Raw genomic sequence first — 25851 nt, forward strand, 5'->3', positions numbered from 1 at the left:
GCGATGAGCGAACCGTCAATCCTGTTCTTCGAGGTCAACGAGCGCCAGGGGGTCTTCCACCGGCGCGCGTTCCTGATGGGCGGTCTGGCGGGCGCGGGCCTGCTGGCCCTGGGCGGCCGCTTGGCCCAGCTGCAGTTGGTCGAAGCCCAGCGCTATCAGAAGCTGTCGGCCGGCAACCAGTTCAACTACCGCCTGGTCCCGCCCCCGCGCGGCCTGATCCTGGACCGCAATGGCGTTCCCCTGGCGTCCAATCGGCCCAACTTCCGGCTGATGATCACCAAGGACAAGGGCATGGATGTCGAGGCGGCCCTCGACGACCTGTCAAAGCTGGTGCCGATCGATGGAACGCGACGCGCCCGCCTGATCAAGGACATTGCCCGCGCGCCTCGCAAGGCGCCGGTGGCGATCATGGAAGACATGAGCTGGGAGGAGTTTTCCCGGGTCAATATCCGCGCGCCGGAACTGCCCGGCGTCACCGCCGACATGGGCGAGGTCCGGGTCTATCCGTTCGGCGGCGCCTTCGCCCACGTGATCGGCTATGTCGCCAAGGTCTCGGACCGCGATCTGGTGGCGGCCGAGAAGGATCCGACCCAGGATCAGGACCTGCTGCATCATCCGGGCTTCCGGATCGGCAAGCAGGGCGTGGAAAAGGCCTTCGACACCGCCCTGCGCGGCCGCGCGGGCGCCACTAAGGCCGAGGTCGACGCCCAGGGACGCGTTGTGCGCCTCGATCCTGAAGGCGACATCCGTCCGACGCCGGGCAAGGAAATCCGCCTCACTCTCGACGCCGACATCCAGAACCGCGCCCTTGAGGTGATGGGCGAGGAGAGCGGCGCCATCGTGGTGATGGACGTGCGCAACGGCGACCTGCTGTGCATGGTCTCTGCGCCGAGCTTCGACGCCAATCGCTTCGTGAAGGGCCTCAGTGGCCCTGAATACAAGGCCCTTTCGGAATACGAACGCAAGCCGCTGCTCGACAAGGCGATGACCGGCACCTACCCGCCGGGTTCGACGTTCAAGCCGACTGTGGCGCTGGCGGCCCTGACGGCGGGGGTTGATCCCGAGCAGCGGATCAACTGTTCGGGCGGCTGGTACTATGGCGGCCGCACCTGGCGTTGCTGGGAAAAGGGCGGCCACGGCGCCCAGAACATGCACGACGCCATCAAGAACTCGTGCGACATCTATTTCTACCAGACGGCCCTGCGCATCGGTCCCGACGCGATCGCCACGGCGGCGCGCGCGGTGGGTTTTGGCGAAATCTTCGACATCGGCATTCCCGGCCAGCGCCGTGGCATCGTCCCGGACCGCGCTTGGAAGAAGAAGGCCTTCAAGGACCCGCGCAACCAGATCTGGTTCCCGGGCGAGTCGCCCAGCTACGGCATCGGGCAGGGGGCTCTGAACGTCAACGCGCTGCAGTTGGCGGTGATGACCTCGCGCCTGGCCAACGGCAAGAAGGCCCTTGTTCCGCGTCTGATCAAGTCGGTGGGCGGCGTCGAGCAGCCCAGCGGCGCCGCCGTACCCGACCTGCCGTTCTCGGCCGAGCACCTGGAATATGTGCGCGCAGGCATGGCCGCCGTGTCGGCCGCCGGCGGCACCGCCTACACCAACAGTCAGCTGGGCCTGGGTGACATCCAGATGGCCGGCAAGACCGGCACGGCCCAGGTGCGCAGCTTCGACAAGGGCGTCTCGCGCAACAGCAAGGACGTGCGCTGGCGGCTGAAGGACCACAACCTGTTCGTCGCCTTCGCCCCCTATGACGACCCGCGCTACGCTGTTTCGGTCATCATCGAGCATGGCGGTCTGGGCGGCGGCACGGCCGGCGCGCCGCGCGCGCGCGAGGTCATGCGCGTGGCCCTGCTGAAGGATCCGGAGATCCGCGCCCGCATCGAAAAGCCGATGCCCATGCCCGACGCGCCGCCCGAGGCGGTGATCGAAGGCGCCGCGCCGGAAGATCCGATCGTGGGCGCGCCGCCGCCGGCCGCGCCGCCGCCGCAAGGACCGCACATATGACCCTCAGCGGCGGCCTCAGCCGGCCCGGCGAACGCGACCGGCCGATCATCAAGTTCATGGAGATCGACTGGACGTTCTGTCTGGCGCTCTGCTTCATCGCGGGCGCTGGCGCCCTGATGCTGTTTTCGATCGCCGGCGCGTCCTGGGAGCCCTGGGCGGCCAGGCATCTGGTCCGCTTTGGCATCTATTTCGTGATCATGATCGTGCTGGCCATGATCGACCTGCGCCTGTGGTTCATGATCGCCTATCCCGTCTATGTGGTGGGCCTGCTGTTGCTGGTCGCCGTGGAGCTGGTGGGAGACACCTCGCTGGGCGCGCAGCGCTGGCTGTCGATCGGTGGATTCCGCTTCCAGCCGTCCGAGATCATGAAGATTGGCCTCGTGCTGGCCCTGGCCCGCTACTATCACGGCCTGTCCGCCGACAGCGCCCGTCTGTCCTGGCGGTTGCTGATCCCGGCCGTCATGATCGGCGCGCCCGTGCTGCTGGTCGCCCATCAGCCAGACCTTGGCACCGCCGTGCTGATCGCCGCCACGGGGCTGGCCATCGTGGTGCTGGCGGGCCTTTCCTGGCGGGTGATCGTGGCCGGCGTCGTGGCGGCCCTGGTCGCCATCCCGCCGTTCATTCTGTTCGTGCTGCACGACTATCAGCGCAACCGCATCATGACCTTCATGAACCCGGAGGCCGACCCCTCGGGCAACGGCTATCACATCATGCAGTCCAAGATCGCCCTGGGTTCGGGCGGCCTGATGGGCAAGGGCTTTGGTCTGGGCTCGCAGAGCCAGCTGAACTTCCTGCCCGAGAAGCAGACCGACTTCATCTTCGCCACCCTGGCCGAGGAGTTCGGCTTTCTAGGCTGTTTCGCGGTGCTGTTCCTGTATGGCGCGGTGATCTTCATGGCCCTGCGGATCGCTTCGATCAGCCACAGCCACTTTGGCCGCCTTGCCGCTGCGGGCACGACCGCGACCTTCGCGCTCTACGTGCTGATCAACGGCGCGATGGTGATGGGTCTGGCCCCGGTGGTCGGGGTGCCCATGCCGATGCTGTCCTATGGCGGCACCGTCATGCTGACCGTCATGATCGGTTTTGGCCTGGTGCAGGCCGTGCGGGTGCATCGCTATACCGAAGTGACCAGCGGCAAAGGCTCGCTGATGTGATGTCGGACCAGGCCGCCGAACTGCTGCCTGTGCTGATCACGCCGCGCTTGAAGTTGCGCTGTTTCCGCGCCTCGGACGCGCCTGTCCTCGCGGCCAACCTGACGCCCGCCGTGACCCGCTGGCTGGCGACCTGGCCAGATCCCGTCAGCGTTGAGCTGGCCGTCGAGCGCATCGCACTCGCGCGGGCGGGCGTGCTGGCCGGCTGGCATGTGAGCTATGCGATCGAGCGTCTGTCAGACGGGGTGATGATCGGCGGCTTTGGCGGCGGAACCGTCGACGCGACGGACGTGATCGATATCGGCTATCACCTCGCCGAGCACGCGCATGGCCAGGGCTACATGACCGAAGCGGGGAGGGCGGCGCTCGCGGCGATGTGGCGGCTGCTGCCGGTGCAGGTCATCGAGGCCGTCGCCCAGCGCGAGAACGCGGCCTCATTCGGAGTCATGCAAAAGCTGGGAATGAGCCCGGTCGGCCAGCGCCTGATCCATTCGCCAGCGCGCGACCGCTGGGAGTGGTGCGGCGCGCAGGCGATCAGCCGAGCCGCCTGATTTCAGGAAACCAGCGCCGCCTCGGTGGCCCGCACCAGCCCATCGATGATCCCGGGTTCGGTCGAGGCGTGGCCGGCGTCCCAGATGATGTCGAAGCGCGCTTCGGGCCAGGCCTTGTGTAGCGACCAGGCGCTGTCCAGCGGCGTCACCACGTCGAACCGGCCCTGCACGATCCAGCCAGGGATGTGCTTGATCTTGTCGATGTTCTTCAGGATCCACCCATCGTGGTCGAAGAAGCCCTTGTTGGTGAAGAAGTGGCACTCGATCCGCGCGAAGGCGATGGCGAAGTCTTCTTCGTTGAACTTCGGCGGACGCGCCTCCGGCCCTCGCAGCGAGATGGTGTCGCCCTCCCACTGGCTCCAGGCCGCGGCGGCTTCCAGCTGTACGCGACGGTCGGGGGCCACTAGCCGACGGTGATAGGCGCTCATCAGATCGCCGCGCTCGTCTTCCGGGATCGGGGCCAGAAAGCGTTCCCAGGCGTCGGGGAACAGCATCGAGGCGCCGTCCTGGTAGAACCAGTTCAGTTCCTTCTGCGTCAGCAGGAAGATGCCGCGCAGCACCAGGCCCTCGACCCGGTCGGGGTGCTTGATGGCGTAGGCCAGGGCCAGGGTCGACCCCCAGGAGCCGCCGAACACGGTCCATTTCTCGACGCCCAGATGCTCGCGCAGCCGCTCGATGTCCTCGATCAGGCTCCAGGTGGTGTTATCGTCGAGGCTGGCGTTGGGGCGCGAGCGGCCGCAGCCGCGCTGGTCGAACAGGGCCATGCGCCATTTGGCCGGGTCGAAGAACCGCCGCATGGTCGGATTGACCGCCCCACCGGGGCCGCCGTGCAGGATCACGCAGGGCTTGCCGCGCGGATTGCCGCATTCCTCGTAATAGATCTCGTGCGGACCGCCGGTGGGCATCCAGCCGAATGAATAGGGCTCGACCTCGCGAAAGAGGCCGCGCCGGCCGATCGAGGACATGACGGTGGAGGAAGCGTTACGATCCATGCCCCGAACCTAACGCGCTTCACCTCGTCCTGTGAACGAAAGATCGACCAACGGGGTTCGAGGATGCGTCCTGCCGCCGAGTTGCTATGTTCCGCTCATGGACTCGCCTGAAGATCTGACCGACGAAGAGCTGCTGGGCATGCTCACCCCGCGCCAGCTGGCCGAACTGGACCGCACGATCGGTGAGACCTTCGCCGATGGCGGCGTTGATCGGGTCGAGGCGCTGTTCGCCCTGGCCCAGGTCTATTCGATGCGCGCGGCCCGGCGAGACGAGACCTCGGCCCTGGCCCTGCTGCAACTGGCGGCGGCGATGCGCCGACGCGCCGAGGCCCTGGCTAGCGGCCGGCCCTGACGGTCAGGCCGGAAAGCGGCGATCCAGCCAGTCCAGCATGGCCGCGTTGACCTCTGCCGGCTTCTCCTGCTGGGTCCAGTGGCCGCTGCCCTTGATCAGCACCTTCTCCAGATCCTCGATCTGTTCGCCCATGCGGTCGCAGAGCGACGGTGGCAGGACAACGTCGTGCTCGGCCATGATCATCAGGCAGGGGATGGCGTCGATGCGACGGGGCAGGTGCTCCGCGCGCTGCCAGTTGCGCGTGAAGTTGCGATACCAGTTGATGCCGCCCGTAAAGCCGGTGCGCTCGAAGGTCTCGGTGAACACGGCCAGTTCCTCGGGACGCAGGAACTGCAGTGGGTCACTGGCGGGATCGTAGCGCGCCAGACCTTCCTGCAGAGCCAAGCTCTTGCGCTCCGCCGGGCGCGCCTCGAAGGCTTCGACGCTGTCGCCGGGCGCGCGCATGAAGAAGCGGATGGTCTTGCCGGCGTCAGCGCCCAGCTGCGCGTCGGCGATACCGGGCTTCTGGAAGTGGACGATGTACATCTCGTCGCCATAGGCGCGGCGGTACATCTCGATCGGATCCAGCGGCAGGCGAGGGGTGAACGGGGTGTTCAGGCCAATGATCCCGGCGCACCGATCCGGATGCAGCAGCGGCATGGCCCAGACGATGATCCCGCCCCAGTCGTGACCGACGAAGACGGCCTTTTCGACGCCCAGATGGTCGAGCAGGCCAACCAGATCCCCGGTCAGGTGCTCCATGTCATAGACCTCGACAGGCTCGGGACGATCAGTCAGGCCGTAGCCGCGCTGGTCCGGCGCGATCACCCAACGCCCGGCCGCGGCCAGCGCCGCGATCTGGTGCCGCCAGGAATAGGAAAACTCGGGAAAGCCGTGGCACAGCACGATGGGAACGCCCTGGCGCGGGCCGGCCTCATAATAGGCCATGCGGATGCCGTTGACCGTCGCGAAGGACGGCTGCGGCATCGGCGGGGCGAGCGGACGCTCTTCGCTGCGGCTCATCGATGTCTCCTGCTGCTTTCCTGCCCTGTGTGATTGTTGATCACCGTGACGGTCCAAACCTCGCCCCGCAAGCCGGTTGAGGGGTTCACGCTGCGTCAAACGGGAGTAGAAGGCCCGCATGACCGTCGCCGAACCGCCCGTCGCCACGCCCTGGAGGCTGGTCCTCCTGCTGGGCGCCCTGACCGCCTTCGCGCCCATGTCGATCGACATGTATCTGTCGAGTCTGCCGTCCATCGGCCGGTCGCTGCACGCCGGGCCGGACCAGACCCAGGCGACCCTGGCGGCGTTTTTCGCGGGCATGGCCATCGGCCAGTTCATCTACGGCCCGGCGTCGGATCGCCTGGGCCGGCGGGGTCCGATCCTGTTCGGGGTTGCGGTCTATTTTCTGGCCTCGGTGGCCTGCGCCCTGGCGCCGACGATCGAGGCCCTGATCGCCGCGCGGTTCGTTCAGGCCCTGGGCGGCTGCGCCGGGGCGGTGGTCGCCCGCGCCGTGGTGCGCGATCGCTTTGGCCATGCCGACACGGCGCGCGTGCTGTCGCTGATGACCCTGATCATGGGCCTGGCGCCGGTGCTGGCCCCGCAGTTTGGCGGCCTGATCCAGCTGGTCGCTGGCTGGCGCGGCGTGTTCTGGGTGCTGGCGGGGTTTGGCCTGGCGATCGGCGTGTGGGTGGCGCTGGGGCTGAGCGAGTCGCGCTCGGCCGAGACCGAGGCCCAGGCGCGTTCTGAAAACCCCTTCAAGGCGTTCGGCGCCCTGCTGCGGATGCGGCGGCTGGTGGGCTATGGCCTGGCCGGCACGCTGAACGGCGCGGTGCTGTTCACCTACATTTCTGGTGGGCCGGATGTGATCATGAGCACCTATGGCCACTCGCCGCTGGTCTTCAACATCATCTTCGCCTTCAACGCCGTGGGCATTATTGGCGCCAGCCAAGTCAATCGGCTGCTCCTGCGCCGGACCACCCCGGACCGCGTGCTGATGCGCGCCAGCATCGCCTCGGTGATCTTCGCCTTCCTACTGGTCGGCGCGGCGTGGTCGGGTCTGGGCGGACAGTGGACGGTGCTGCCGCTGCTGTTCCTGTCGCTGTCGACCTATGGTCTGATGGGCGGCAACACCATGGCCGGCGCGCTAAGCGTCGATCCCAAGCGGGCCGGCTCCACCTCGGCCCTGATGGGTGCGGCCTCGTTCGGCTCGGGCGCCATCGCCGCCTGGATCAGCGGTCTTCTGCACGACGGCACGGCTAGGCCGATGGCCGGCGTGATGTTCGCCTGCCTGATCGGATCGTCGCTGGCCATCTTCCTGATCGCCTTGCCCGAGGGCGCCGCCAAGACCCAGGCGTGAGGCGGCCGGTCAGGCCCTAGCCGATCAGGTTGCGCAGCCAGATCAGGAAGTTTTCCCAGACCGCGATGAGCTTCGCCAACGGATTTTCCGGCGCGGGCGGCGGCGGCGGCGGGGCCGGCACGAACCAGCTGGGCGCGGCAGGCGGCGCGCAGTTCATCCGCATGCCCACGCCCTTCAGATAGCCGCGCCGGATGCCGCCCGAGCGGATGGCGGCCTGGACGGCCCTGTCGTGCTTGGCCGCGCCGGTCAGCTTGCGGATCCAGCCGCGGAATGGCAGCACATGGGTCGTCTGGTCGCGAACCTCGGCGACCCCGGCCTTCCACGCGCCATCGACCACCTTCCTGCTCCTGGAGCGATCGTCGGGGGGCGGGGCCTCATCCAGGTCGGGACCCAGCGCCGCGTCCAGCCGGCCGATCTCGGCGGCGATCGGCTCGCAACGCTCCAGGCCCACCACGTCATAGGGATCAGCGACCGCGCGCGTCAGCACGGCGGGGATGTCCTTGCGCCTGAGGTTCAGGTCCTCCAGCGGCGCGGTGACGGCGTCGCGCATGGTGTCGCCGCGCTGGGTCGTGCCGGGATCGGCGGCCAGGGCCGGTCCGGTCAGCAGGGCGCAGGTCAGGGCGAGAGGGATCGAGCGACGCATCCTGGCGAGATCGCCCGGCTTTGGGGTTTCGCGCAAGGGGAATGCGTCAGGGACGACGGTGACTGATCTCCACCGTCGCCCCGGTTCGGCGGCCCGCTATGCGGTCGGGCAGCACCAGCAGATCAACGGTCCGTCCTCTTCATCAAGGCGCTCGCCTGCTTGAACGAAGCCGTTTCGGCTCAGGACGCGCTGCGAGGCCAGGTTCGTCGTCGATGTCTCGGCGGTCAGGGCCGCTACATCGTCGCGCTCTTTCGCCCAAGCGACGATGTCGCTCACCGCCCGGCCGGCATAGCCGCGACCTTGCCGGCTGGGCGCGACCCCATAGCCGATATCCACCACGCCGTGCTCGGGCGGGCGCGTGATGGAGCACAGCCCCACCACCTCGCCGCGCTCGACGATCAGCCAGGAGGCAGGCGAGAAGGTCGCCCAGACGCCGTCTGCGACACCGGCCAGCATTTCGATAATGGCAGGCGGCGCGATCGGCGTGTCGGCCAGATCAAGATCTCTCGGCCCGAGGCCCAGCATCAGGCGTGCGTAGTCGTCTTTGGTTGTTTCCAGGATCATGGTGGCTCTCGAAGAAAATGAGGGGACGTCGATGACGTCTGTCCAGGCTTCGTGAGCGGTCAGCGTCCGGGCGTGCTCACACGCGTCCGCGCTGGCCGCTGAAGCGGTCCGATGCGAGGTCGGTGAGCAAAGGCATTCTCCTGGAACCGGCCCGCCGATCTCGTCGGCGGGCGTCCAGCAACTCTACGAACTGCGCGCGTCGCTGGGAAGACTCAGATTTCCTGGTTGTACTTCCCGACCCGGTCGCCGAGGCGCGGCTTCACTTCCTGGCGGAACAGGGCGCGCATGTCGTCCTCGGAGCTGGTGCTCTCGACCACGACCACGATCTCGGGCTTGTTCGATGAGGCCCGCACCAGGACCCACGAGCCGTCCTCCAGGTGCACGCGCACGCCGTTGACGGTGATGACCTCGGTGATCCTGCGGCCCAGGATCGAGCCGCCGGCGGCGAACAGGTCCTGGTATTCCTTCACCACGTCATCGACGACGCCGTACTTCACCTCGTCGCCGCAGTGCGGGCTCATGGTGAGAGACGTGAAGGCCACCGGCAGGGCCTTGCGCATGTCCGACAGCTTCTGGCCGGGGTTGCGGTCCAGCATGGCCAGGACGGCGGCGGCGGCGGTCAGGCCGCAGTCATAGCCGTAGCCCAGGTCGCCGTTCATGAAGAAGTGGCCGCTCTTCTCGAAGCCGGCCAGGGCGCCCAGCTCGGCGCTCTTGCGCTTGATATAGCTGTGGCCGGTCTTCCAGTAGATCACCTTGCAGCCGTGCTCGGCCAGGATCGGGTCGGTGGCGTAGAGGCCCGTCGACTTCACATCGACCACGAAGGTCGCGCCGGGGTTCAGCGGGGCCAGATCGCGGGCCAGCATCAGGCCGATCTTGTCGGCGAAGATCTCCTCGCCCTCGTCATCGACCACGCCGCAGCGGTCGCCGTCGCCGTCGAAGCCGAAGGCCAGGTCCGCCTTGTGCTCGCGCACGGCGGCGGCCATGGAGTGCAGCATCTCCACATCTTCAGGGTTCGGATTGTATTTGGGGAAGGTGTAGTCGAGCTCGGTGTCCATGCCGATCACGTCGCTGACGCCCATGCGCTGCAGGGCGTCGACCGCGAAGGCGCCGGCCGTGCCGTTGCCGCAGGCGGCGATCACCTTCAAGGGCCGGGTGATGCTGGCGCGCTTGGCGACGTCGGCGATGAAGCGCTCGGCTTCGCCCTCGACCCGGATCAGCTTGCCGCCGTCGCGCTCGACGAAGGCTCCGCCTAGTACGATGTCGCGCAGCCGGCCCATCTCGTCGGGACCGAAGGTGAGGGGGCGTTGCGCGCCCATCTTCACGCCGGTCCAGCCGTTCTCGTTATGGCTGGCGGTGACCATGGCCACGCACGGGATGTCCAGGTCGAACTGGGCGAAATAGGCCGTCGGCGACAGGGCCAGGCCGATGTCGTGAACCTCGCAGCCGGCCGAGATCAAACCCAGGATCAGGGCGTTCTTGATCGAGCTGGAATAGGAGCGGAAGTCGTGGCCGACCACGATCTTCGACAGGCCCAGTTCCTGGATGTAGGTGCCCAGGCCCAGTCCCAGCGCCTGGATGCCCAGCAGGTTGATGTCGGGCCCAAACAGCCAGCGCGCGTCGTATTCGCGAAAGCCGGTCGCCTTAACCAGCGGCTCGTTCTCATAGGCGGCGGTATTGGGAACGAGGTCAGAGCGCGGGGCAGAGAACATCGGGGCTCGCATCAAGGTTGAGAACGTTGCTTTAGCGACCACGGGCCGGCGCCGCTAGCGTTCTCACATGACATCGATTGTCGAAACGTGACCGCCGCCTAGATAATGCCCGCCCGCAGCAGATCGTGGACATGCAGGATGCCGACCGGGCGCCCGCTGTCGACCACGAACAGCACGGTGATCCGGCGCTCGTTCATCACCTTCAGGGCCTCGGCGGCCAGGGCGCCCGGGCCGATGGTCAGGGGCGCCTGGGTCATAACCTCATCAGCGCGGTGGTCCAGAAGGCCGTCCATGTGGCGGCGCAGGTCGCCGTCGGTGATCAGGCCGATCAAGTGGCCAGAAGGGTCGAGCACGCCGGCCGCGCCGAAGCGCTTCTCGCTCATCACCAGCAGGGCGGCGGGCATGGGCGCATCGGCGGCCACCAGCGGCAGTTCCTGGTCGCCATGCATCAGGTCGCCGACCGTGCGCAGCATCGAGCCCAGCTTGCCGCCGGGGTGGAAGACCCGGAAATCGCTCGCCGTGAACCCCCGGCGCTCCAGCAGGGCCACGGCCAGGGCGTCGCCCAGCGCGATTTGCAGGGTGGTCGAGGTGGTCGGCGCGCTGACCTCGGCGGTAGCCTCGGGTGCGTCGGGCAGCAGGAGAAGGATGTCGGCCGCCAGACCCAGCTGGCTGTCGGCGACGGCGGTCATCGCGATCAACGGGATCGAGAAGCGCTTGGCGTAGACCAGGGTGTCAGACAATTCACGGCCAGCGCCCGACTTCGACAGGGCCAGGACCACATCGTCGGGGCCAATCATGCCCAGGTCGCCGTGGCTGGCCTCGGCGGGATGGACGAACATGGCCGAGGTGCCTGTCGACGCCAGGGTGGCGGCGATCTTGCGCGCCACGTGGCCCGACTTGCCCATGCCGGTGCAGACCACGCGGCCCTTGGCGCTGAAAACGGTCTCCACGGCCTTGGCGAAGCTCTCGCCGAGGTGATCGGACAGGGCGCGCAGCGCGTCGGCTTCGCCCAGAATAACCCTCTGGCCGACCAGGACGGCGTCGAAGGCGCTCACTGCACGACTCCGCCGGCGGCCTTGACGGCCCGGACGGCTTCTTCCGCGCGACGGCGGGCGCCTTCTTTCTCGCGCTCGATCTTGGCTCGCATTTCAGGCGTCTGCTGGATCGGCGTGGAGCCGAACGGATCGGGCGAGCGCGCGCCGTAGCCTTGCGGCCAGACCAGGGCGAGGGCGATCATCGCCATGGCGATCAACGCCATCAGGGGCATGAAAATGCGATCGGACATGCGCCTGCCTATAGCATGTGTCGCGCGGACGGGGAGGGGGCGCTTGACGGAACGCGCCTCTGGGCCTAGCCCGCCCGTGACATCTCGCAAGGAGGCCCGATGCCAACCCTCGTCCTGCTCCGCCACGGCCAGAGCCAGTGGAATCTCGAGAACCGCTTCACCGGCTGGGTGGACGTCGACCTGACCGCCGAGGGCGAAGCCCAGGCGCGCAAGGGCGGCGAGCTGATCAAGGCCGCGGGCATCGATCTCGATGAGGCCTATACCTCGGTCCAGACCCGCGCCATCCGCACCTGTAACCTGGCGCTGGACGCCGCCGGCCAGAGCTTTGTGCCGGTCACCAAGGACTGGCGCCTGAACGAGCGCCACTATGGCGGCCTGACGGGCCTGAACAAGGCCGAGACCGCCGCCAAGCACGGCGAGGAGCAAGTCACCATCTGGCGCCGGTCCTACGACATCCCGCCGCCGGAACTGGCCCCGGGCGGCGAGTACGATTTCAGCAAGGACCGCCGCTACGCTGGCAAGGACCTCCCGTCGACCGAGAGCCTAGCCACGACCCTGGTCCGCGTCCTGCCCTATTGGGAAGCCGAGATTGCGCCGAAGCTGGCGGCGGGCGAGACGATCCTGGTCGCCGCCCACGGCAATTCCCTGCGCGCCATCGTCAAGCACCTGTTCCAGGTGCCGGACGCTGACATCGTTCATGTCGAAATTCCCACCGGCAACCCGCTGGTGATCGAACTGGACGGCGCCCTCAAGCCGGTTTCGGTCCGCTACCTCGACGAGAGCCGCGCTCAAGATCTGCCCGCAATCGCCTGACAGAGCCGGAAACGCTTGGAAACTCAGCGTTAATGCCCGGGCGGGCATGGTCGCGGTCCATCCAGTCGGGATAGATCGCAAGCACCATGACCGCCCCAGTGGCGACAGGCCAAGAGTACCGGCGCCTGACGCAATATGACGTGGACGTTATCTGCGCCAAGCACGACCGCCTGTGGGCGGCGCGGCTGGGCGGCGCGCGCGCGGTCTTCGCCTTCTGCGACCTGTCGGGCCTGTCGGTCACGGGCCGCAACCTCTGTGACGCTGACTTCACCGGCGCCTTGCTGGTTGGCTGCGATCTACGCAGGGCCAAACTCGACAACGCCAACATGTACGGCGCCGACATGCAGGGCGCCGATCTGACCGATGCTTCGATGCGTCGCGTGGATCTGCGTGGCTCCAGCCTGCGCGGCGCCAACCTGACCGGGGCCGATCTGTTCGAGGCTGACCTGCGCGAAGGCTCCATCGCTTCGGCTGATCGCAAGGAAGGCTACAAGCTCATCGAGCCTGTGCATCGGGAAGCCTATGCCACCGGCGCCATCCTGGCCGGCGCGAACCTGGAGCGCTCGCGCCTGTCGGGCATCGTGGCGACCAAGGCCGACTTCAGCGACGCGATCCTGAAGGACGCGAAACTGATCCGCGCCAACCTCAAACAGGCTAATTTCAACGGCGCCAACCTGGCGGGCGCCGATCTGTCAGGCGCCAATCTCGCAGGCGCCGATCTGCGAAACACCGTCCTGGTGGGCGCCAAGACCCAGCAGTGGAACGTCAACGACACCAATATGGACGGCGCCCTGACTGACAAGCCGTCGGGCACCAGCGTTTCCGACCTGCCCTACGAGCAGATGATCGCCGACCATGCGCGCTGGTGCGAGACCGGCGGCGCCGAGGGCAAGCCTTCGGCCTTCGACAAGGCCGACCTGCGCAATCTGAAATCGGTCCGCGGCTTCAACCTGACGGCCCTTTCGGCCAAGGGCGCGGTGTTCTACGGCCTCGACATGGAGGGCGTGCAGCTTCAGGGCGCGCAGCTGGAAGGCGCGGATCTTCGCGCCTGCAATCTTCGTCACGCTGACCTGCGCGGCGCGCGGCTTCGCGGCGCCAAGCTTTCCGGTTCGGATCTCCGCGACGCCCAGCTTGGCCCCCTGCTGATCGGGCGCGACAGGTTACTGCCGTCGGACCTGACGGGCGTGTTGCTGACCAATGCCGACCTGGCGCGGGCCGACCTGCGGCAGGCCTGCCTCAGCGGCGCTGACCTGTCGCGCGCCAATTTCACCAACGCGCTCCTCAAGGAGGTCGACCTCACCGGCGCCATTCGCCAGGGGGCGAGGGGGCTGGAAGACGTCATCTGATCTGCCGCGACATTTCCGCGCAGTCTTAACCGTTCGCTCGTCGGTCGTCGGTACTGTCGCCAACTTCGAGCAGACCTTTCACGTGGAGATAGCAGGGCATGACCGCCGCGCAGAGCATGGCTGGCAGACGACGCCTGAGCCAGGCCGAGCTCGACATGATCGTGATGGCCCACGAGAAATTCGTCACGGGCAAACAGGGCGGCAAGCGTGCTTCCCTCAAATTCACGAACCTGTCCGGTCTGGACATGTCGTTCCGCAATCTCGTCGACGCCGATTTCACGGGTTCGGTCCTCGACGGCTGCCGAATGGTCCGTACCAAGCTGGACCGCGCCAGCCTGTTTGGCTGCGATCTGCGCAAGGCCGATCTTCGTCAGGCCATGCTGGTTCGCGCCGACCTGCGCGGCGCCTGCCTGCGCGGCGCCAATCTCGCCCAGGCCGACCTGACCCAGGCCGACTTCCGCGAAGGCCAGATCGCCATTCCCCATGCTCGCAAGGGTCTCGACTCGTTGCGCCACGAGACGCGCGAAGGCGATGTCGACGAGGCCAACTTCTCGGGCGCCACCCTGGACGGGTCGCAGTTCGAGGGCGTCTCGGCGTTCAAGGCCGATTTCAGCGATTGCTCGCTGCGTGGCGCCAAGCTGTCGGGCGCCAATCTCAAGGAAGCCAATCTGTCGGGCGCCATCCTGGACGGGGCCGATATCAAGGGCGCCAATCTCGAAGGCGCGAATCTTCAAGGCTCGGTGATGGCCGGGGTCGATACCTCGACCGCCCGGACCTCGGGCTCGAACATGACCGGCGCCTTGGTCACCGTGACCGCCCAGGCCCAGGCCAGGGCCCAGGAACTCTATCAACGCGCCCTCGACAACCAGCGCTGGTGCCAGACCGGCGGCAAGGAAGGCCAGTGCGCGCGGCTGGATGACGAAGACCTGCGGCCGCTGGGGGATCGCCTCAAGGGCCTTCGCCTGACGGCGATGAGCGCCAAGGGCGCATGCATGGTGGGCCTGGATTTGTCCGGGGCGCAGCTGCAGGGCGCTAATCTTCAGAACGCTGACCTGCGCGCCGCCGACCTGCGTGGCGCCGACCTGCGAGGCGCCAAGCTGACCGGCGCCAACCTGACCAAGGCCGACCTGCGTCAGGCCATTCTGACCCCGCTGCCGCTGGGTCCCGAGCGCCGCACGCTGACCAATCTGGCCTCGGCGCGGTTGCGCTACGTCATGGCCCAGACCGCCGATCTGTCGGAAGCGGTCCTCGACGGCGCCGATCTGCGTGGCGCTGACTTCACCGGGGCCCGGGCCGTCAAAGCCAGCTTTCGCGACTGCGACCTGAGCCAGGCGCAGGGCTTGGACCTTTCCGTTCCGGCCTAGCCTCGACACGAAAAAGGCGGCGCATCGCTGCGCCGCCAAAGTCGAGGGGAGGGATCTCAGAAGATGCTGTTCAACGTCGCCGGTCAGGCGGCCTTGTCGCTTTTGACCTTCTTGCCTTCGATCAGCGGCGCGGCGTCCGACTTGATCTCGATGGTTCGGGGCTTGAGGGCTTCGGGCAGCTCGCGCTTCAGCGAGATCGACAGCAGACCGTCGGCCAGGGCCGCGTCGGTGACGATCACATAGTCAGCCAGCTGGAAGCGGCGCTCGAAATTGCGCTCGGCCAGACCGCGATGCAGGTAGCGCTTCACGTCGTCATTGGCCGTCTTGCGGCCCGACACGGTGAGGAGGCCTTCCTTCACCTCGATGGCCAGTTCGTCCAGCTTGAAGCCGGCGACGGCGATCTCGATACGGTAGGAATTCTCGTCGGTCCGCTCGATATTGTAAGGCGGATAGCCCGAAGCGGCTTCGTTGCTGGCGGCGGCGTCGAGCTGCGCGGCCAGACGGTCAAAGCCGACAAGCGAGCGGTACAGAGGGGAAAGGTCGATCGTACGCATGGTCACATCCTTCTTATCAAGCAAGGTTGCAGTGTCTGTTCGTCCCGTCGGCGACCCGAAATCGGCGTCGCCCGTGGTCCGGAAGGCCCGGGGATCCAGCGCCTTCGAATAGACAGGTGGGGAGCAGGTTTTCGACTTCAAGAGGTTGAATTGAACCTCGGTCGCTAAACGCTTGATCGGCTCCAGCCCCCGGTTAAGGTCGCCGCTCCTGACGCGGAAGAGACCCGAACATGACCCATCGTCGCCATGTCCTGATGCTGGCCGCCACGCTTTGCCTGGCCGCCGCTCCCGCAGCCTTCGCCGCCGACGCGGCGCTCAAGGCCGCCGTTGCCGCCCCGCACCGTCCCGCCGCCGATGTGGCGCGCGACGGCGCTCGCCATCCCTATGAGAGCCTGTCGTTCTGGGGCCTGAAACCCTCGCAGACCGTGATCGAGGTCTCGCCGGGCAACGGCTACTGGACCGAGATCCTTGCGCCCTACGCCAAGGCCACCGGTGGAAACTACATCGCCGGCGTCGCCGACCTGGCCAACCCCAAGCTGTCCGACGGCGCGCGCAAGGGGCGGGAGGCTTTCGAGGCCCGCTTCGCTGATGAAGGCCGCTACGGCAAGGTGCAGTACGCCAACTTCGGGGCCGTGTCCGGGCCGCTCGGCGCGCCGGGTTCCGCCGATCTGGTGCTGACCGCCCGCAACGTCCACAACTGGACCGTTCAGCCCGGCGTCGCCGACAAGGTGCTCGCCGACTTCTTCGCCGTGCTGAAGCCTGGCGGCATCCTGGCGGTCGAGGACCACCGCGCCGATCCGAAGTCTGAAACCAGCGCCGGCGCCGATGGCTATCTGGCCACCGCCACCGTGGTGGCCCTGGCCGAAAAGGCGGGCTTCAAGCTAGACGCCAAGTCCGAGATCAACGCCAATCCCAAGGACACCAAGGATCACCCCTTCGGCGTCTGGACTCTGCCCCCGGTCAAGCGCACCGCGCCCGGCGGCCAGCCCGCCGATCCGACCTTCGATCGCAGCAAGTACGACGCGATCGGCGAAAGCGACCGGATGACCCTGCGTTTCCGCAAGCCTTCGTGATTCGGCGCCTTTTGGCCAAGGTCGCGAAATAGTCTGGCGGCGTTCGTAAGGGGGGATGATGCTTCCGGATATTTCCTGGTCCAGGCGAGGCCTGATCGTCGGTGGGGCGGCGGCAGGTCTTGTCGGCTGCGGACGCAAGACGGCTGAAGATGCGCCAAAGGCGCCATCCAAGGCCGCAAGCCAAACCATCGAGACAGCGGTCGGCGGCGACTGGCGCTCGTCGGCCGACCGCGCTCGCGACATGTGGCGCCACCCTGTCGAGAGCCTGAAGTTCTGGGAGCTCAAACCCGGACAGACGGTCGTCGAATTCTGGCCGGGCGCGGGCTGGTACACCGAGATCCTGGCTCCGTTCCTGGCCTCGACCAAGGGCAAGCTCTACGCCCCGACCCTGCAGGCCGACGCCAGCGATCCGGCCGCCACCGAGGTGGTCGAGGCCTATCGGCGCAAGCTGTCGGAGAAGTCCAGGCTGTATGGCGCCGTGGAGGTCACCGCGTTTGGGCCGACCAGCGGTCCGGTCGCGCCGGCCGGCTCAGCCGACCTCGTGCTGTTCCTGCGTAACGTCCATAACTGGATGGCTGCAGGGATCGCCGAGAAGGCTTTCCGGGACGCTCTGGCGGCCCTGAAGCCTGGCGGCGTGCTCGGCGTCGAGGAGCATCGCGGCGAGGCTGGACGTATCCAGGACGTGCTGGCGGCCGACGGCTATGTGCAGGAAGCCTATGTCGTGCAGATGGCCCAGGAAGCCGGCTTCATCCTGGCGGGCTCCAGCGAAATCAACGCCAATCCCAAAGACACCAAGGATCACCCCTTCGGCGTCTGGACCCTGCCGCCGACCCGGCTTTCTGCCCCGCGCGGTGAGCCCGCCGAGCCGGGCTTCGACCACGCCAAGTATGACGCCATCGGCGAGAGTGACCGCATGACCCTCAAATTCATGAAGCCCAAATGAGCCCTCTGAAGACCGGCCTCGTCGCGGCGGCCTTGCTGGCCGCGATCGCCACGCCCGCCCTGGCCGAAAAGGTCGGGCCGGCGGCCAAGGCGTTTCCCTATCTCGAGAAGTTCCTGAAGGTGCCCGCCGGCGAGCGCGCCCGAGTGCGGCTTGGCTATACGCTGAGCCTCAAGGACAAACCGCTGGCCAACCTGAAGGCGACGCTGATCGAGGCGAACGGAGCCCGCACGCCGCTGCCGGTCAACGCCTCCGGGGCTTTCGAACGCCTGCCCACCCTGGCGCAGCTTGAGGGTGGGGCCAAACTTGCGCTCGACCTGCCCGAGGACGCCAAGGTCGGCACGACGCTGAATTTCGCGACCCAGCTGAATCCGGCGACCGAATACGACGCCCGAGAACTGGCGGCCACGGTGAGCGAGGCCAATACGGTGATCGGCAAGGCGGCGGGCCCGATGGGTATGCTGCTGCCCAAGATGACCGGGATCGCCTTCGTCAAGGCCGCCGGCGGCGTCGCCGTCTTCGCCGATGGCCGCACCCAGCCGCTGCCCCTGATCAAGGAAACCCCGTACTTTCGCCCGGAAGATTTCAAGGGCGCCGTAAGGGTAAAGTTGACAAAAAGCCCAACTAAGGTCGGGTTCTACGACCGGAAGAAATAAGCCGGAACGGGTCTGAACGGTGTTTACTTGCCGTCGCTGCCCGGTCTAGCTATCGCCAATCAACACGCGAAACACAGGGAGATCGCGCTCATGGCCACGCTGCAGGAAATCACCGACCGTATCAAAGGCGCCGTGGGCGACGACAGCGGTCTGGGCAAAAGCCTGAAATTCGACCTCAAGGACGCCGGCGTCGTGCACATCGACGGCGGCTCCGTCACCAACGAAGACCTGCCCGCCGATCTGACCATGACTCTGAGCATGGATGATCTGCTGGCGATCGGCGCCGGTTCGCTGGACCCCACCATGGCGGTGATGACCGGCAAGCTGAAGCTGTCGGACATGGGCGCCGCCATGGCGCTGCAGTCCAAGATGGCGACGCTGTTCGCCAAGATGCGCTGATCCATGCCGGAAAGGGCGCCTCTGGTATCGATTCCCGAGGCGCCTGTTCCGGATCATGGGATGGCTGAATGGTTTGTCGGCGCGGATGGGGCGACCCTCCGCGCCGCTTCCTTTTTCCCGGATGGCAAACCCCGGGGCTCGGTGATCGTCAGCCCCGGCCGAAGCGAGCCGATCGAGAAATATTACGAGGTCATTCAAGACCTGCTGGATCGCGGCTTCGCCGTGCTTGTCCACGACTGGCGAGGGCAGGGGCTGTCGGCCCGCGCTCTGCCTGACCGGCTCAAGGGCCACGCTCGGGGCTTCAAGCCGTTCCTGGGCGACTATGCGGCTCTGCTCGACGCCTTCGAAGGCCGCCTGCCCAAGCCCTGGATCGCCCTGGGACACTCGATGGGCGGCTGCCTGACCACACTGGCCCTGGCCCACGGCGAAAACCGTTTCGCCGCCTGCGTGCTATCGGCCCCGATGCTGGGTCTGAACACCGGGCGTCGGCCGCCTCGCGCCTCCCGCGCCCTGGCCTGGCTCATGGCCCGCGCCGGCCGGGCGGGCGACTATACGCTGGGCGAGACCGGCGACCCGTTCACCCACAGTTTCGCCACCGACGCCCTGACCCACGACCAGGCGCGATACGAGCGCTATCGCGCTCAACTGCTGGCCAATCCCGACATCGCCCTGGGCGGCACGACCTGGGGCTGGGTGGACTTCGCCTTTTCCGCCTGCGCCTGGCTTCGCCGTTCGTCTGGCGTTGAAGCGATCTCGATCCCGGTGACCATCGTCGGGGCCGGCGAGGACAGCCGCGTGCTGAACGTCGACCTCAGGTCGATCGCGCAACGGATTCCGAAGGGGCGCTATCGGGAGATCGAGGGATCGTTCCACGAGATCCTGATCGAGATCGACGCGCGCCGGGCGCAGTTCTGGGTGGCGTTCGACCAGACCGTGGACGCCGTGGCGCCTATTTCGCCGACCGCCTGAGCGACACCAGCGCCTCGTCCAGCGGCCTGCGATCGCCCGAGATCACCATCTGCCCACCGTGCTGTCCGATCGGTTCGCCGCGCCAGTCGGTGACCAGGCCGCCGGCGCCCTCGATCACGGGGATGGCGGCTTCGATGTCCCAGGACTTCAGGCCCGCTTCGATCACCATGTCCATCTTGCCCATGGCGACCATGGCGTAGGCATAGGCGTCGCAGCCCAGACGGGCCAGCTTGGCGGCGGCGCGAACCTGCAACCAGGCCCCGCGTTCGGCGCCGTCGAAACAGGCGTCGGGATCAGTGGTGGAGATGACGGCGTCGGTCAGGTTCGGGCATTCGCGGACTTTGATCGGCGTGCTCTGGCCGCGCGAGATCAGGCGCGAGCCACCGGCATGGCCGATGAAGACCTCGCCCACATAGGGCTGGCCGATGGAGCCCATTATGGGACGGCCCTGATGGCGAAGGCCGATCAGGGTGGTCCACAGGGGCAGGCCGGAGATGAAGGCGCGCGTGCCGTCGATGGGATCGAGCACCCAGACGAACTCGGCGTCCGGGCGGTCCTCGCCATATTCCTCGCCGATCACGCCGTGCTCGGGAAAGCGCTCGGCGATCAGCGCGCGGATCGCCGCCTCGGCCCCGCGATCGGCCTCGGTAACCGGATCGAAGGCGGCGTGGCTTTCACGCGGCAGGTTCTTGCCGGCGCCCTTGTCCTCGAGTCCATGATCCGCCCGGAACAAGGGCAGGATCACCTCGGCCGAAGCCTGGTTGAGATCGATGATAAAGGCGTCGAGCGCGGCGAGCCGGTCAGCAGAAAGCGTCATGGGCGGGGTTTAACGCCCCCGCCGCACGTACGCTACCGGAACTACGCGTCGGCGTGTTCGCCGCCGTTCAACGACTTGGCCAGATCCAGCAGGCGACGACGCGGACGCTCGCCCAGCAGGTAGTATGCACGGATCAGGTCCAGCGTTTCCTTGCGGGCGAACATTTCGCCGCCCTCGGCTTCGCCTGCGGCTTCGCGGCGAACCTGGTCGGAGAGGCCGTCATAGAAATAGCCGACCGGCACCTCCAGCGCCTCGGACAGCTGCCAGAGGCGAGCGGCCGAGATACGGTTGGCGCCGCACTCGTACTTTTGAATCTGCTGGAATCGAACGCCCACCGTGCCGGCCAGTTGCTGCTGGGTCAGACCCAGAAGACGGCGACGACGGCGCAGACGCTTGCCCAAATGCACGTCGATGTCGTTACCCATGGAAGCCAAGCCCCCCCGTTAGAGTATCGAGCGTCCCGAAACGGAACGGTCGTGCTTGTTGGTCGCAAGTCGCGTGCCGGGCGAAGTGGCGTTGCGCGCGGCGTGCAAGCCAGCCTACTAAGAAGGCATGTCGGATAAGCGTCGGCCCTGGGCCCAGGATCTGCTCTGGCGCGGTGAGGCGCTGGGCTTTGACCTCTTCATCGCGCTGTTTCGCCTTATGGGCGTGGACGCGGCGTCGAATTTCGGCGGCTGGATCGGCCGCACGTTCGGTCCGCTCAGCGGGGCGCACAAGGTCGCAGAGCGCAATCTGAAGCTGGCGTTCCCGGAAAAGGACGAGGCCTGGCGCGCGCAGACCCTGGTCGCGCAATGGGACGGCCTGGGCCGCTCATTCGCCGAATTCCCGCTGATGGACAGGATCCTGCCGTCCACCGGCCGGGTCGAGGTCGTCAACAGGGAGCGTCTGACCGAGATCGCCGAGAAGAAGATCCCGGTGGTGTTCGTGTCCGGCCACCTCTCGAACTGGGAGGTGATGCCGGCCGCCATCGTCGATAGCGGCGTGATCTGCGAGATGACCTATCGCGCGGCCAACAATCCCTATGTGGACAAGCGGATCAAGGAGAGCCGCTTCCGTTATGGCGTGCGGCTGTTCGCGCCCAAGGGCGGCGACGGCGCGCGGGAACTGCTCGAAGGCATGAAGGAAGGCCGGTCGGTCGCCCTGATGAACGACCAGAAGTTCAACAATGGCGTGGCCGCTCCGTTCTTCGGCCATGACGCGCGCACCGCGCCGGGCCCGACCCGGCTGGCGATCCGCTTTGGCACGGTGCTGCAGCCGATGTCGGTTCAGCGCATCAGGGGCGCGCGGTTCCGGGCGGTGGTCCACGATCCCATCGTCGTGCCCTCGACCGGCGACCGCACGGCCGACATCGAGGCGGGCGTGCGCCTGATCAACACCTTCATGGAGGAGCGCATCCGCGAGCGGCCGGCGGAATGGTTCTGGGTTCACCGCCGGTGGCCCAACGAGGTCTATGCGGCGCTGGCCGCTAGGGAAGCCCCTGCCAGCGAAGGCTAGATTTCGAGCGCGCCTGGACCTTCGCCCTGCCGACGGAAGGGGCCCGCATAGTTCGGTTCATCGCGGCGACGGCGGCAGGGGCCGAAATAGTCGCCCGATCGGATGAATGGCCTGGGCTTGAAGATCACCATGTTGATCCGGTCCAGGAGCGAGCGGGCCGTGACCGGCTTGACCACGATCTCGGTAACCCCGGCGTCGCGGGCCTCGAACACCCGATGGCGCTCGGCAAAGCCGGTCAGCATGATGATCGGCAGGAAGGGATCGACGCTGTCTGGCGAGTTGCGGACCAGCTGGGTGAACTGAACGCCGTCCAGCGGCGACATCTTGAAGTCGACGATGGCGATGTCGATCAGACCTTCGCGCATCGCCTGCAGGGCTTCTGCCCCGTCCATGGCCTCGCGCACGTGCTTGACGCCCACGCCCTTGAGGATGGCGCTGACGATAGCCCGCATGTGGTGGTTATCGTCCACCAGCAGAAAGCGCAGATTGGCATACTCCGCCGACATGCGGTGGCTATCTCCTAGTCAGACCGGGAAGCAGAGCCGCGAGTAAGCACATGGCCCGGCTTCTGGATAGTGAGATCAAGGCTAATGGATGGTTTATTTGCGCGCTACGGGCGAGGAGAGGTGGCGCCGACCATCAGGGATGGATCAAGGTTGCGGCCCCGCCATTTCATGCGCCAGCACAGGTGCGGGCCCGTGGCCCGCCCTTCCTTGCCGACGGCGCCGATGATCTGGCCCTGCCTGACCAAATCTCCGGCCATAACAATGACTTTGGATAGATGCAGGTAGGCGGTGATCAGGCCCTGACCATGATCGATCAGGATCAGCCCGCCCTCGAAATGTAGTCCGGTCTCGGAAAAAACGACCTGTCCGCCGGCCGGCGCGCGCACGGCCGTTCCCACTGGCGCGGCCAGATCAACGCCGAAATGGGGGCGCCTGGGCTCGCCGTTAAGTATGCGTTGCCCGCCGAAGCGGGCTGACCGCCTCGCGCCCTCGACAGGCAGGATGAAGCCGCTCCTGAAGGCGTCCAGGTCCGCGATGCTGTTGAAACCCGCGGCCTTGCGCTCGCCCTCGGCGGCGATCCGGGCCAGCAGGACGGGATCGACGGGCGCGACCTGATTGGCGGGCAGGCCGTCGATGCGCTGGATATCGAAGGCTCCAGGCGCGATGACCGCTTCATGGCTGGCGGAGCCGTCGGCGGTGGTGACGGTGATGGTGACGACCGGCGGAGCGTCGCGGTCGAAGCCGGCCACGAACCAGCCCTCGGTCGAGGCCAGGCCCACGATCTCGCCATCAAGATCTATGGTGGCCTGGGGCGCGGTGCGGCCGATGGCGTAGCCGCCCTGCACAAACTTGCCTGACAGGGTCAGCCCGGGCGCCGAGGCCCAGGCCGCGCGAGCCACGCCGCTGACGGCGAGGCCCGTCAGGAGCGCCCGACGGTTCAGGCGATCTTCTCTTGCCAGCGCTTCAGCGCTTCGGCGGGGGTGGCATAGGCTTCCTGAAGCTCGGGGCTCCAGTAGCGCAGGGCGTCCAGCGACACCTTGGCGCCGGTGACGGCGCACAGCACGAAACGGCCCGGCGACATCACGGCGTATTCGCCGTCGCCATAGTGCAGCACGGCCAGGCCGTCGGATTTTCCAAGGTCGCGATCAAAAGCGTTCATGAGGGTGTTCTACGCCACGGTGACGTCTCAGAACAGATCGCCCTGATCAGGTTTTGGTGTAGTCGGCTTCGGACGGGCTGGTCTGGGCGGAGCGGGGGTCAGGGCGGGGGCGGGCGCCACAGCCGGCGGCGCGCTGTCGTCGATCAACGCGTTGCGCTCTCCATCGCCGAACTGCAGGCTGACCCAGTCGCCGGGGCCCAAATGCGCGGCCGAGCGGACGATCGAGTGATCGGCCTTGCGGACCAGGGCAAAGCCCAGATCCAGAGGTCGCCGGGGATTAAGCGACTGGCGTAGCTTTTCCAGGCTGGACAGACGGTCGGCGTCACGTTGCAGGCGCCGCTTGCCGGCGTCGTTCAGGCGGCTCCACAGAGCGGGCAGGCGGGCGTTCTGGGCGATGCGCTCGGGCGCGCGACGGGCGGCCAGATCCATGCGGCGCGACAGGTCAGACACGCGATCGGCCTTGACCTTGTGCTGACGGCCCAGAGCCTCGGGCGACAGGCGGGCGGTGACGCGCAGCAGGTCCTGGGCGTGGACGGCGGTGTTGCGGCCCAGGGCGGCGTCAAGGCGTCCCGCTGCGATGTCGAAGCGCTGCTGGGCCAGGGCCAGAAGGTCGGCCGGGCGGGGCAGGGCGCGGGCGGCGCTGACCAGCCGCGTGCGGCGCTCTTCCAGAACGCGCGAGCCGCAGCGATTGAGGCGGCGGTCATAGTCGGAGACCAGGGCCCGCAGCTCGCCCAGCACCGGCGTGGCGATCTCGGCGGCGGCGGTGGGGGTGGGCGCGCGGCGGTCGGAGACGAAGTCGATCAGGGTGGTGTCGGTCTCGTGGCCGACGGCCGAGATCAGCGGGATGTCGCTCGCCGCCACGGTGCGGGCCAGGGTCTCGTCGTTGAAGGCCCACAGGTCTTCGACCGAACCGCCGCCGCGGGCGACGATGATGATGTCGGGACGCGGCACGCGTCCGCCGGGGGTGATGGCGTTAAAGCCCCGGATGGCCCCGGCCACCTGCAGCGCGGCCTGATCGCCCTGCACGACCACGGGCCAGACCAGCACATGGCACGGCCAGCGGTCGCGGATGCGGTGCAGGATGTCGCGGATCACCGCCCCGGTGGGGCTGGTGATCACGCCGACCACGGCGGGCATGGTGGGCAGCGGACGCTTGCGCGACGCCTCAAACAGGCCCTCGCTATGCAGCTTGGCCTTCAGGCGTTCAAGTTGGGCCAGCAGCGCGCCGACCCCGGCGGCCTCCATGCTCTCGATGACGATCTGGTAGCGCGAGCCGGCCGGATAGGTGGTGATCTTGCCGGTGACGATGACTTCCAGGCCGTGCTCGGGCCGCACCCCCAAGCCCCGTACGGAGCCTTTCCAGACCACGCCGTCGATGGCCGACTTGTCGTCCTTGATGGTCAGATAGACGTGGCCGTTGCCGTGATGGGTGACCTTCGACAGCTCGCCGCGCAGCCGCACGTGGGAATAGCTGGTCTCCAGCGTGCGCTTCAGCGCGAAGGCCAGTTCCGAGACGGAATAGGCGGGCGCGTTGGAATCAGGAGCGGCGACGTCGGTCATGCGCACAGCATAAGGCCCTCCCCGACGAACGGGGAGGGCCGCATGAGAGACTTGTTCTTATGGGGTAGGTTTTAGATGTAGCGACGCAGCGAGCGAGCCAGCTCGGTGGGGCCGGCCTTCTTCTTGGATTGTTGCGGCTGGTAGGCCACCCGGGCGTGTTCGCCGCAATAGGGGCCTTCCGACGAGCGACGGCCGCAGAAGGTGAAGCCGTCCGACGAGGGGTCGCCGATCGGCCACTTGCACATGTGGGCGCCCAGGGTCAGCACGGTGGCCGAGCCGGGTTGCTCGTCGCGATAGACGGGCAGGGTCGGAGGGGCGACGCCGGAGGACACGATGGCTTGCGCTGGCGTGTGCTCGGGCGTGACGACCCGGCGCGGCGCGGACGGCATGGTCTGCGCGGCGGGACGGGCGGGACGCGGGGCCTTGAAGGCCGGACGCGCCGGTTGCGAAGGAGCCGCGCGGCCCGAAAGGCCCAAGCGGTGCACCTTGCCGATGACGGCGTTGCGCGTAACGCCGCCCAATTGCTTGGCGATCTGACTGGCCGAAAGCCCGTCCAGCCAGAGCTTCTTCAAGGTGGTGACCCGATCGTCGGTCCAGCTCATACCC

Annotated in this window: 29 protein-coding genes; 14 read left to right on the plus strand and 15 right to left on the minus strand. The window is 67.3% G+C overall.

All coding sequences use genetic code 11. From position 1 onward, the window contains the following. The first annotated feature begins 3 nt into the window (after positions 1–3). From mrdA to ACW17V_RS06990, 3 genes are read left to right on the plus strand one after another with little or no spacing between them, the layout of a single operon-like run. Positions 4–2010: a penicillin-binding protein 2 gene (mrdA, locus tag ACW17V_RS06980; RefSeq protein WP_492108136.1), complete on the plus strand. Its 2007-nt coding sequence runs from the start codon at positions 4–6 to the stop codon at positions 2008–2010. Continuing rightward, entirely contained in the window at positions 2007–3164 is a 1158-nt protein-coding gene (gene rodA / locus ACW17V_RS06985) for a rod shape-determining protein RodA (RefSeq protein WP_492108137.1), read from the plus strand. Before mrdA ends, rodA begins: the two co-directional genes overlap by 4 nt. Next, positions 3164–3712 carry a GNAT family N-acetyltransferase gene (locus ACW17V_RS06990; RefSeq protein ID WP_492108138.1) on the plus strand — a complete coding sequence of 183 codons (549 nt, stop codon included), beginning with the start codon at positions 3164–3166 and terminating at the stop codon, positions 3710–3712. The genes rodA and ACW17V_RS06990 overlap by 1 nt, the downstream gene beginning before the upstream one ends. A 2-nt stretch (positions 3713–3714) precedes the next feature. On the opposite strand, the gene pip is transcribed toward ACW17V_RS06990, so the two are convergent. Then, on the minus strand, positions 3715–4704 hold the full coding sequence (gene pip, locus ACW17V_RS06995; RefSeq protein ID WP_492108139.1) for a prolyl aminopeptidase: 990 nt from the start codon (positions 4702–4704) through the stop codon (positions 3715–3717). A 97-nt stretch (positions 4705–4801) separates the two neighbouring features. On the opposite strand from pip, the gene ACW17V_RS07000 reads away from it, so the two are divergent. Next, positions 4802–5056 (plus strand): low temperature requirement protein A, encoded by a 255-nt coding sequence (locus tag ACW17V_RS07000; RefSeq protein WP_492108140.1) that lies wholly within the window; start codon positions 4802–4804, stop codon positions 5054–5056. A gap of 3 nt (positions 5057–5059) precedes the next feature. Here ACW17V_RS07000 and ACW17V_RS07005 read toward each other — a convergent pair whose 3' ends face one another. Continuing rightward, positions 5060–6022, minus strand: a complete 963-nt coding sequence (locus ACW17V_RS07005; RefSeq protein WP_492108749.1) for an alpha/beta fold hydrolase — start codon at positions 6020–6022, stop codon at positions 5060–5062. A 154-nt stretch (positions 6023–6176) separates the two neighbouring features. Between ACW17V_RS07005 and ACW17V_RS07010 the strand changes: the two genes are divergently transcribed. After that, positions 6177–7394, plus strand: a complete 1218-nt coding sequence (locus ACW17V_RS07010; protein WP_492108141.1) for a multidrug effflux MFS transporter — start codon at positions 6177–6179, stop codon at positions 7392–7394. Between the two features lie 16 nt (positions 7395–7410). On the opposite strand, the gene ACW17V_RS07015 is transcribed toward ACW17V_RS07010, so the two are convergent. From ACW17V_RS07015 to ACW17V_RS07035, 5 genes are all read right to left on the minus strand, one after another. Then, positions 7411–8037, minus strand: coding sequence for a hypothetical protein (locus ACW17V_RS07015; protein WP_492108142.1), 627 nt, complete (start codon positions 8035–8037; stop codon positions 7411–7413). Between the two features lie 96 nt (positions 8038–8133). Next, positions 8134–8601: a GNAT family N-acetyltransferase gene (locus tag ACW17V_RS07020; RefSeq protein WP_492108143.1), complete on the minus strand. Its 468-nt coding sequence runs from the start codon at positions 8599–8601 to the stop codon at positions 8134–8136. Positions 8602–8813: 212 nt separating this feature from the next. Further along, positions 8814–10310, minus strand: a complete 1497-nt coding sequence (locus ACW17V_RS07025; RefSeq protein ID WP_492108144.1) for a phosphomannomutase/phosphoglucomutase — start codon at positions 10308–10310, stop codon at positions 8814–8816. Between the two features lie 98 nt (positions 10311–10408). Continuing rightward, entirely contained in the window at positions 10409–11365 is a 957-nt protein-coding gene (locus tag ACW17V_RS07030; RefSeq protein ID WP_492108145.1) for a KpsF/GutQ family sugar-phosphate isomerase, read from the minus strand. Beyond that, on the minus strand, positions 11362–11595 hold the full coding sequence (locus tag ACW17V_RS07035) for a hypothetical protein (protein WP_492108146.1): 234 nt from the start codon (positions 11593–11595) through the stop codon (positions 11362–11364). The genes ACW17V_RS07030 and ACW17V_RS07035 overlap by 4 nt, the downstream gene beginning before the upstream one ends. Before the next feature lie 99 nt (positions 11596–11694). On the opposite strand from ACW17V_RS07035, the gene gpmA reads away from it, so the two are divergent. The 3 genes from gpmA (at position 11695) to ACW17V_RS07050 (ending at position 15118) form a co-directional block, all read left to right on the plus strand. Next, positions 11695–12408, plus strand: coding sequence for a 2,3-diphosphoglycerate-dependent phosphoglycerate mutase (gpmA, locus tag ACW17V_RS07040; RefSeq protein WP_492108147.1), 714 nt, complete (start codon positions 11695–11697; stop codon positions 12406–12408). An 86-nt stretch (positions 12409–12494) separates the two neighbouring features. Then, complete coding sequence (locus tag ACW17V_RS07045) at positions 12495–13754, plus strand: pentapeptide repeat-containing protein (protein ID WP_492108148.1); 1260 nt, start codon at positions 12495–12497, stop codon at positions 13752–13754. Positions 13755–13852: 98 nt separating this feature from the next. After that, complete coding sequence (locus ACW17V_RS07050; protein WP_492108149.1) at positions 13853–15118, plus strand: pentapeptide repeat-containing protein; 1266 nt, start codon at positions 13853–13855, stop codon at positions 15116–15118. A gap of 83 nt (positions 15119–15201) precedes the next feature. On the opposite strand, the gene ACW17V_RS07055 is transcribed toward ACW17V_RS07050, so the two are convergent. Further along, complete coding sequence (locus ACW17V_RS07055) at positions 15202–15672, minus strand: Hsp20 family protein (RefSeq protein WP_492108150.1); 471 nt, start codon at positions 15670–15672, stop codon at positions 15202–15204. A gap of 230 nt (positions 15673–15902) precedes the next feature. Here ACW17V_RS07055 and ACW17V_RS07060 point away from each other — a divergent pair, with 230 nt between their 5' ends. The 5 genes from ACW17V_RS07060 to ACW17V_RS07080 all read left to right on the plus strand — a co-directional run bounded on the left by ACW17V_RS07060 (position 15903) and on the right by ACW17V_RS07080 (position 19709). Further along, positions 15903–16745 carry a class I SAM-dependent methyltransferase gene (locus ACW17V_RS07060; RefSeq protein WP_492108151.1) on the plus strand — a complete coding sequence of 281 codons (843 nt, stop codon included), beginning with the start codon at positions 15903–15905 and terminating at the stop codon, positions 16743–16745. A 55-nt stretch (positions 16746–16800) separates the two neighbouring features. Beyond that, positions 16801–17688, plus strand: a complete 888-nt coding sequence (locus tag ACW17V_RS07065; protein WP_492108152.1) for a class I SAM-dependent methyltransferase — start codon at positions 16801–16803, stop codon at positions 17686–17688. Continuing rightward, complete coding sequence (locus ACW17V_RS07070; protein ID WP_492108153.1) at positions 17685–18341, plus strand: hypothetical protein; 657 nt, start codon at positions 17685–17687, stop codon at positions 18339–18341. Before ACW17V_RS07065 ends, ACW17V_RS07070 begins: the two co-directional genes overlap by 4 nt. Positions 18342–18431: 90 nt before the next feature. After that, complete coding sequence (locus tag ACW17V_RS07075; RefSeq protein ID WP_492108154.1) at positions 18432–18740, plus strand: SCP2 sterol-binding domain-containing protein; 309 nt, start codon at positions 18432–18434, stop codon at positions 18738–18740. Between the two features lie 3 nt (positions 18741–18743). Beyond that, the gene (locus tag ACW17V_RS07080; RefSeq protein WP_492108155.1) at positions 18744–19709 is read left to right on the plus strand and encodes an alpha/beta fold hydrolase; all 966 of its coding nucleotides are present in this window, start codon (positions 18744–18746) and stop codon (positions 19707–19709) included. Here ACW17V_RS07080 and hisN read toward each other — a convergent pair. Continuing rightward, entirely contained in the window at positions 19690–20526 is an 837-nt protein-coding gene (gene hisN, locus ACW17V_RS07085) for a histidinol-phosphatase (protein ID WP_492108156.1), read from the minus strand. The two genes, ACW17V_RS07080 and hisN, sit on opposite strands and share 20 nt — an antisense overlap. 41 nt (positions 20527–20567) lie before the next feature. After that, a complete protein-coding gene (locus ACW17V_RS07090; RefSeq protein WP_425993805.1) occupies positions 20568–20960 on the minus strand; it encodes a helix-turn-helix domain-containing protein in 393 nt (130 codons plus the stop codon). 118 nt (positions 20961–21078) lie between these two features. On the opposite strand from ACW17V_RS07090, the gene ACW17V_RS07095 reads away from it, so the two are divergent. Further along, positions 21079–22020, plus strand: a complete 942-nt coding sequence (locus ACW17V_RS07095) for a lysophospholipid acyltransferase family protein (protein ID WP_492108157.1) — start codon at positions 21079–21081, stop codon at positions 22018–22020. On the opposite strand, the gene ACW17V_RS07100 is transcribed toward ACW17V_RS07095, so the two are convergent. The 5 genes from ACW17V_RS07100 to gcrA all read right to left on the minus strand — a co-directional run bounded on the left by ACW17V_RS07100 (position 22017) and on the right by gcrA (position 25847). Continuing rightward, entirely contained in the window at positions 22017–22526 is a 510-nt protein-coding gene (locus tag ACW17V_RS07100) for a response regulator (RefSeq protein ID WP_492108158.1), read from the minus strand. The two genes, ACW17V_RS07095 and ACW17V_RS07100, sit on opposite strands and share 4 nt — an antisense overlap. Positions 22527–22630: 104 nt before the next feature. Then, on the minus strand, positions 22631–23425 hold the full coding sequence (locus ACW17V_RS07105; RefSeq protein ID WP_492108159.1) for a M23 family metallopeptidase: 795 nt from the start codon (positions 23423–23425) through the stop codon (positions 22631–22633). A 38-nt stretch (positions 23426–23463) separates the two neighbouring features. Beyond that, positions 23464–23685: a DUF2093 domain-containing protein gene (locus ACW17V_RS07110; protein WP_492108160.1), complete on the minus strand. Its 222-nt coding sequence runs from the start codon at positions 23683–23685 to the stop codon at positions 23464–23466. Positions 23686–23712: 27 nt separating this feature from the next. After that, the gene (xseA, locus tag ACW17V_RS07115) at positions 23713–25245 is read right to left on the minus strand and encodes an exodeoxyribonuclease VII large subunit (RefSeq protein WP_492108161.1); all 1533 of its coding nucleotides are present in this window, start codon (positions 25243–25245) and stop codon (positions 23713–23715) included. 71 nt (positions 25246–25316) lie between these two features. Further along, a complete protein-coding gene (gene gcrA / locus ACW17V_RS07120) occupies positions 25317–25847 on the minus strand; it encodes a cell cycle sigma 70 cofactor GcrA (RefSeq protein WP_492108162.1) in 531 nt (176 codons plus the stop codon). Positions 25848–25851 lie beyond the last annotated feature (4 nt).

Source organism: Caulobacter sp. FV2ye17ST (assembly GCF_058680955.1).

Coding starts and splice junctions, on each gene's coding strand:
- mrdA (WP_492108136.1), top strand. CDS start 4: ATGAGCGAACCGTCAATCCTGTTCTTCGAGGTCAACGAGCGCCAGGGG.
- rodA (WP_492108137.1), top strand. CDS start 2,007: ATGACCCTCAGCGGCGGCCTCAGCCGGCCCGGCGAACGCGACCGGCCG.
- ACW17V_RS06990 (WP_492108138.1), top strand. CDS start 3,164: ATGTCGGACCAGGCCGCCGAACTGCTGCCTGTGCTGATCACGCCGCGC.
- pip (WP_492108139.1), bottom strand. CDS start 4,704: ATGGATCGTAACGCTTCCTCCACCGTCATGTCCTCGATCGGCCGGCGC.
- ACW17V_RS07000 (WP_492108140.1), top strand. CDS start 4,802: ATGGACTCGCCTGAAGATCTGACCGACGAAGAGCTGCTGGGCATGCTC.
- ACW17V_RS07005 (WP_492108749.1), bottom strand. CDS start 6,022: ATGCCGCAGCCGTCCTTCGCGACGGTCAACGGCATCCGCATGGCCTAT.
- ACW17V_RS07010 (WP_492108141.1), top strand. CDS start 6,177: ATGACCGTCGCCGAACCGCCCGTCGCCACGCCCTGGAGGCTGGTCCTC.
- ACW17V_RS07015 (WP_492108142.1), bottom strand. CDS start 8,037: ATGCGTCGCTCGATCCCTCTCGCCCTGACCTGCGCCCTGCTGACCGGA.
- ACW17V_RS07020 (WP_492108143.1), bottom strand. CDS start 8,601: ATGATCCTGGAAACAACCAAAGACGACTACGCACGCCTGATGCTGGGC.
- ACW17V_RS07025 (WP_492108144.1), bottom strand. CDS start 10,310: ATGTTCTCTGCCCCGCGCTCTGACCTCGTTCCCAATACCGCCGCCTAT.
- ACW17V_RS07035 (WP_492108146.1), bottom strand. CDS start 11,595: ATGTCCGATCGCATTTTCATGCCCCTGATGGCGTTGATCGCCATGGCG.
- gpmA (WP_492108147.1), top strand. CDS start 11,695: ATGCCAACCCTCGTCCTGCTCCGCCACGGCCAGAGCCAGTGGAATCTC.
- ACW17V_RS07045 (WP_492108148.1), top strand. CDS start 12,495: ATGACCGCCCCAGTGGCGACAGGCCAAGAGTACCGGCGCCTGACGCAA.
- ACW17V_RS07050 (WP_492108149.1), top strand. CDS start 13,853: ATGACCGCCGCGCAGAGCATGGCTGGCAGACGACGCCTGAGCCAGGCC.
- ACW17V_RS07055 (WP_492108150.1), bottom strand. CDS start 15,672: ATGCGTACGATCGACCTTTCCCCTCTGTACCGCTCGCTTGTCGGCTTT.
- ACW17V_RS07060 (WP_492108151.1), top strand. CDS start 15,903: ATGACCCATCGTCGCCATGTCCTGATGCTGGCCGCCACGCTTTGCCTG.
- ACW17V_RS07065 (WP_492108152.1), top strand. CDS start 16,801: ATGATGCTTCCGGATATTTCCTGGTCCAGGCGAGGCCTGATCGTCGGT.
- ACW17V_RS07070 (WP_492108153.1), top strand. CDS start 17,685: ATGAGCCCTCTGAAGACCGGCCTCGTCGCGGCGGCCTTGCTGGCCGCG.
- ACW17V_RS07075 (WP_492108154.1), top strand. CDS start 18,432: ATGGCCACGCTGCAGGAAATCACCGACCGTATCAAAGGCGCCGTGGGC.
- ACW17V_RS07080 (WP_492108155.1), top strand. CDS start 18,744: ATGCCGGAAAGGGCGCCTCTGGTATCGATTCCCGAGGCGCCTGTTCCG.
- hisN (WP_492108156.1), bottom strand. CDS start 20,526: ATGACGCTTTCTGCTGACCGGCTCGCCGCGCTCGACGCCTTTATCATC.
- ACW17V_RS07095 (WP_492108157.1), top strand. CDS start 21,079: ATGTCGGATAAGCGTCGGCCCTGGGCCCAGGATCTGCTCTGGCGCGGT.
- ACW17V_RS07100 (WP_492108158.1), bottom strand. CDS start 22,526: ATGTCGGCGGAGTATGCCAATCTGCGCTTTCTGCTGGTGGACGATAAC.
- ACW17V_RS07110 (WP_492108160.1), bottom strand. CDS start 23,685: ATGAACGCTTTTGATCGCGACCTTGGAAAATCCGACGGCCTGGCCGTG.
- xseA (WP_492108161.1), bottom strand. CDS start 25,245: ATGACCGACGTCGCCGCTCCTGATTCCAACGCGCCCGCCTATTCCGTC.
- gcrA (WP_492108162.1), bottom strand. CDS start 25,847: ATGAGCTGGACCGACGATCGGGTCACCACCTTGAAGAAGCTCTGGCTG.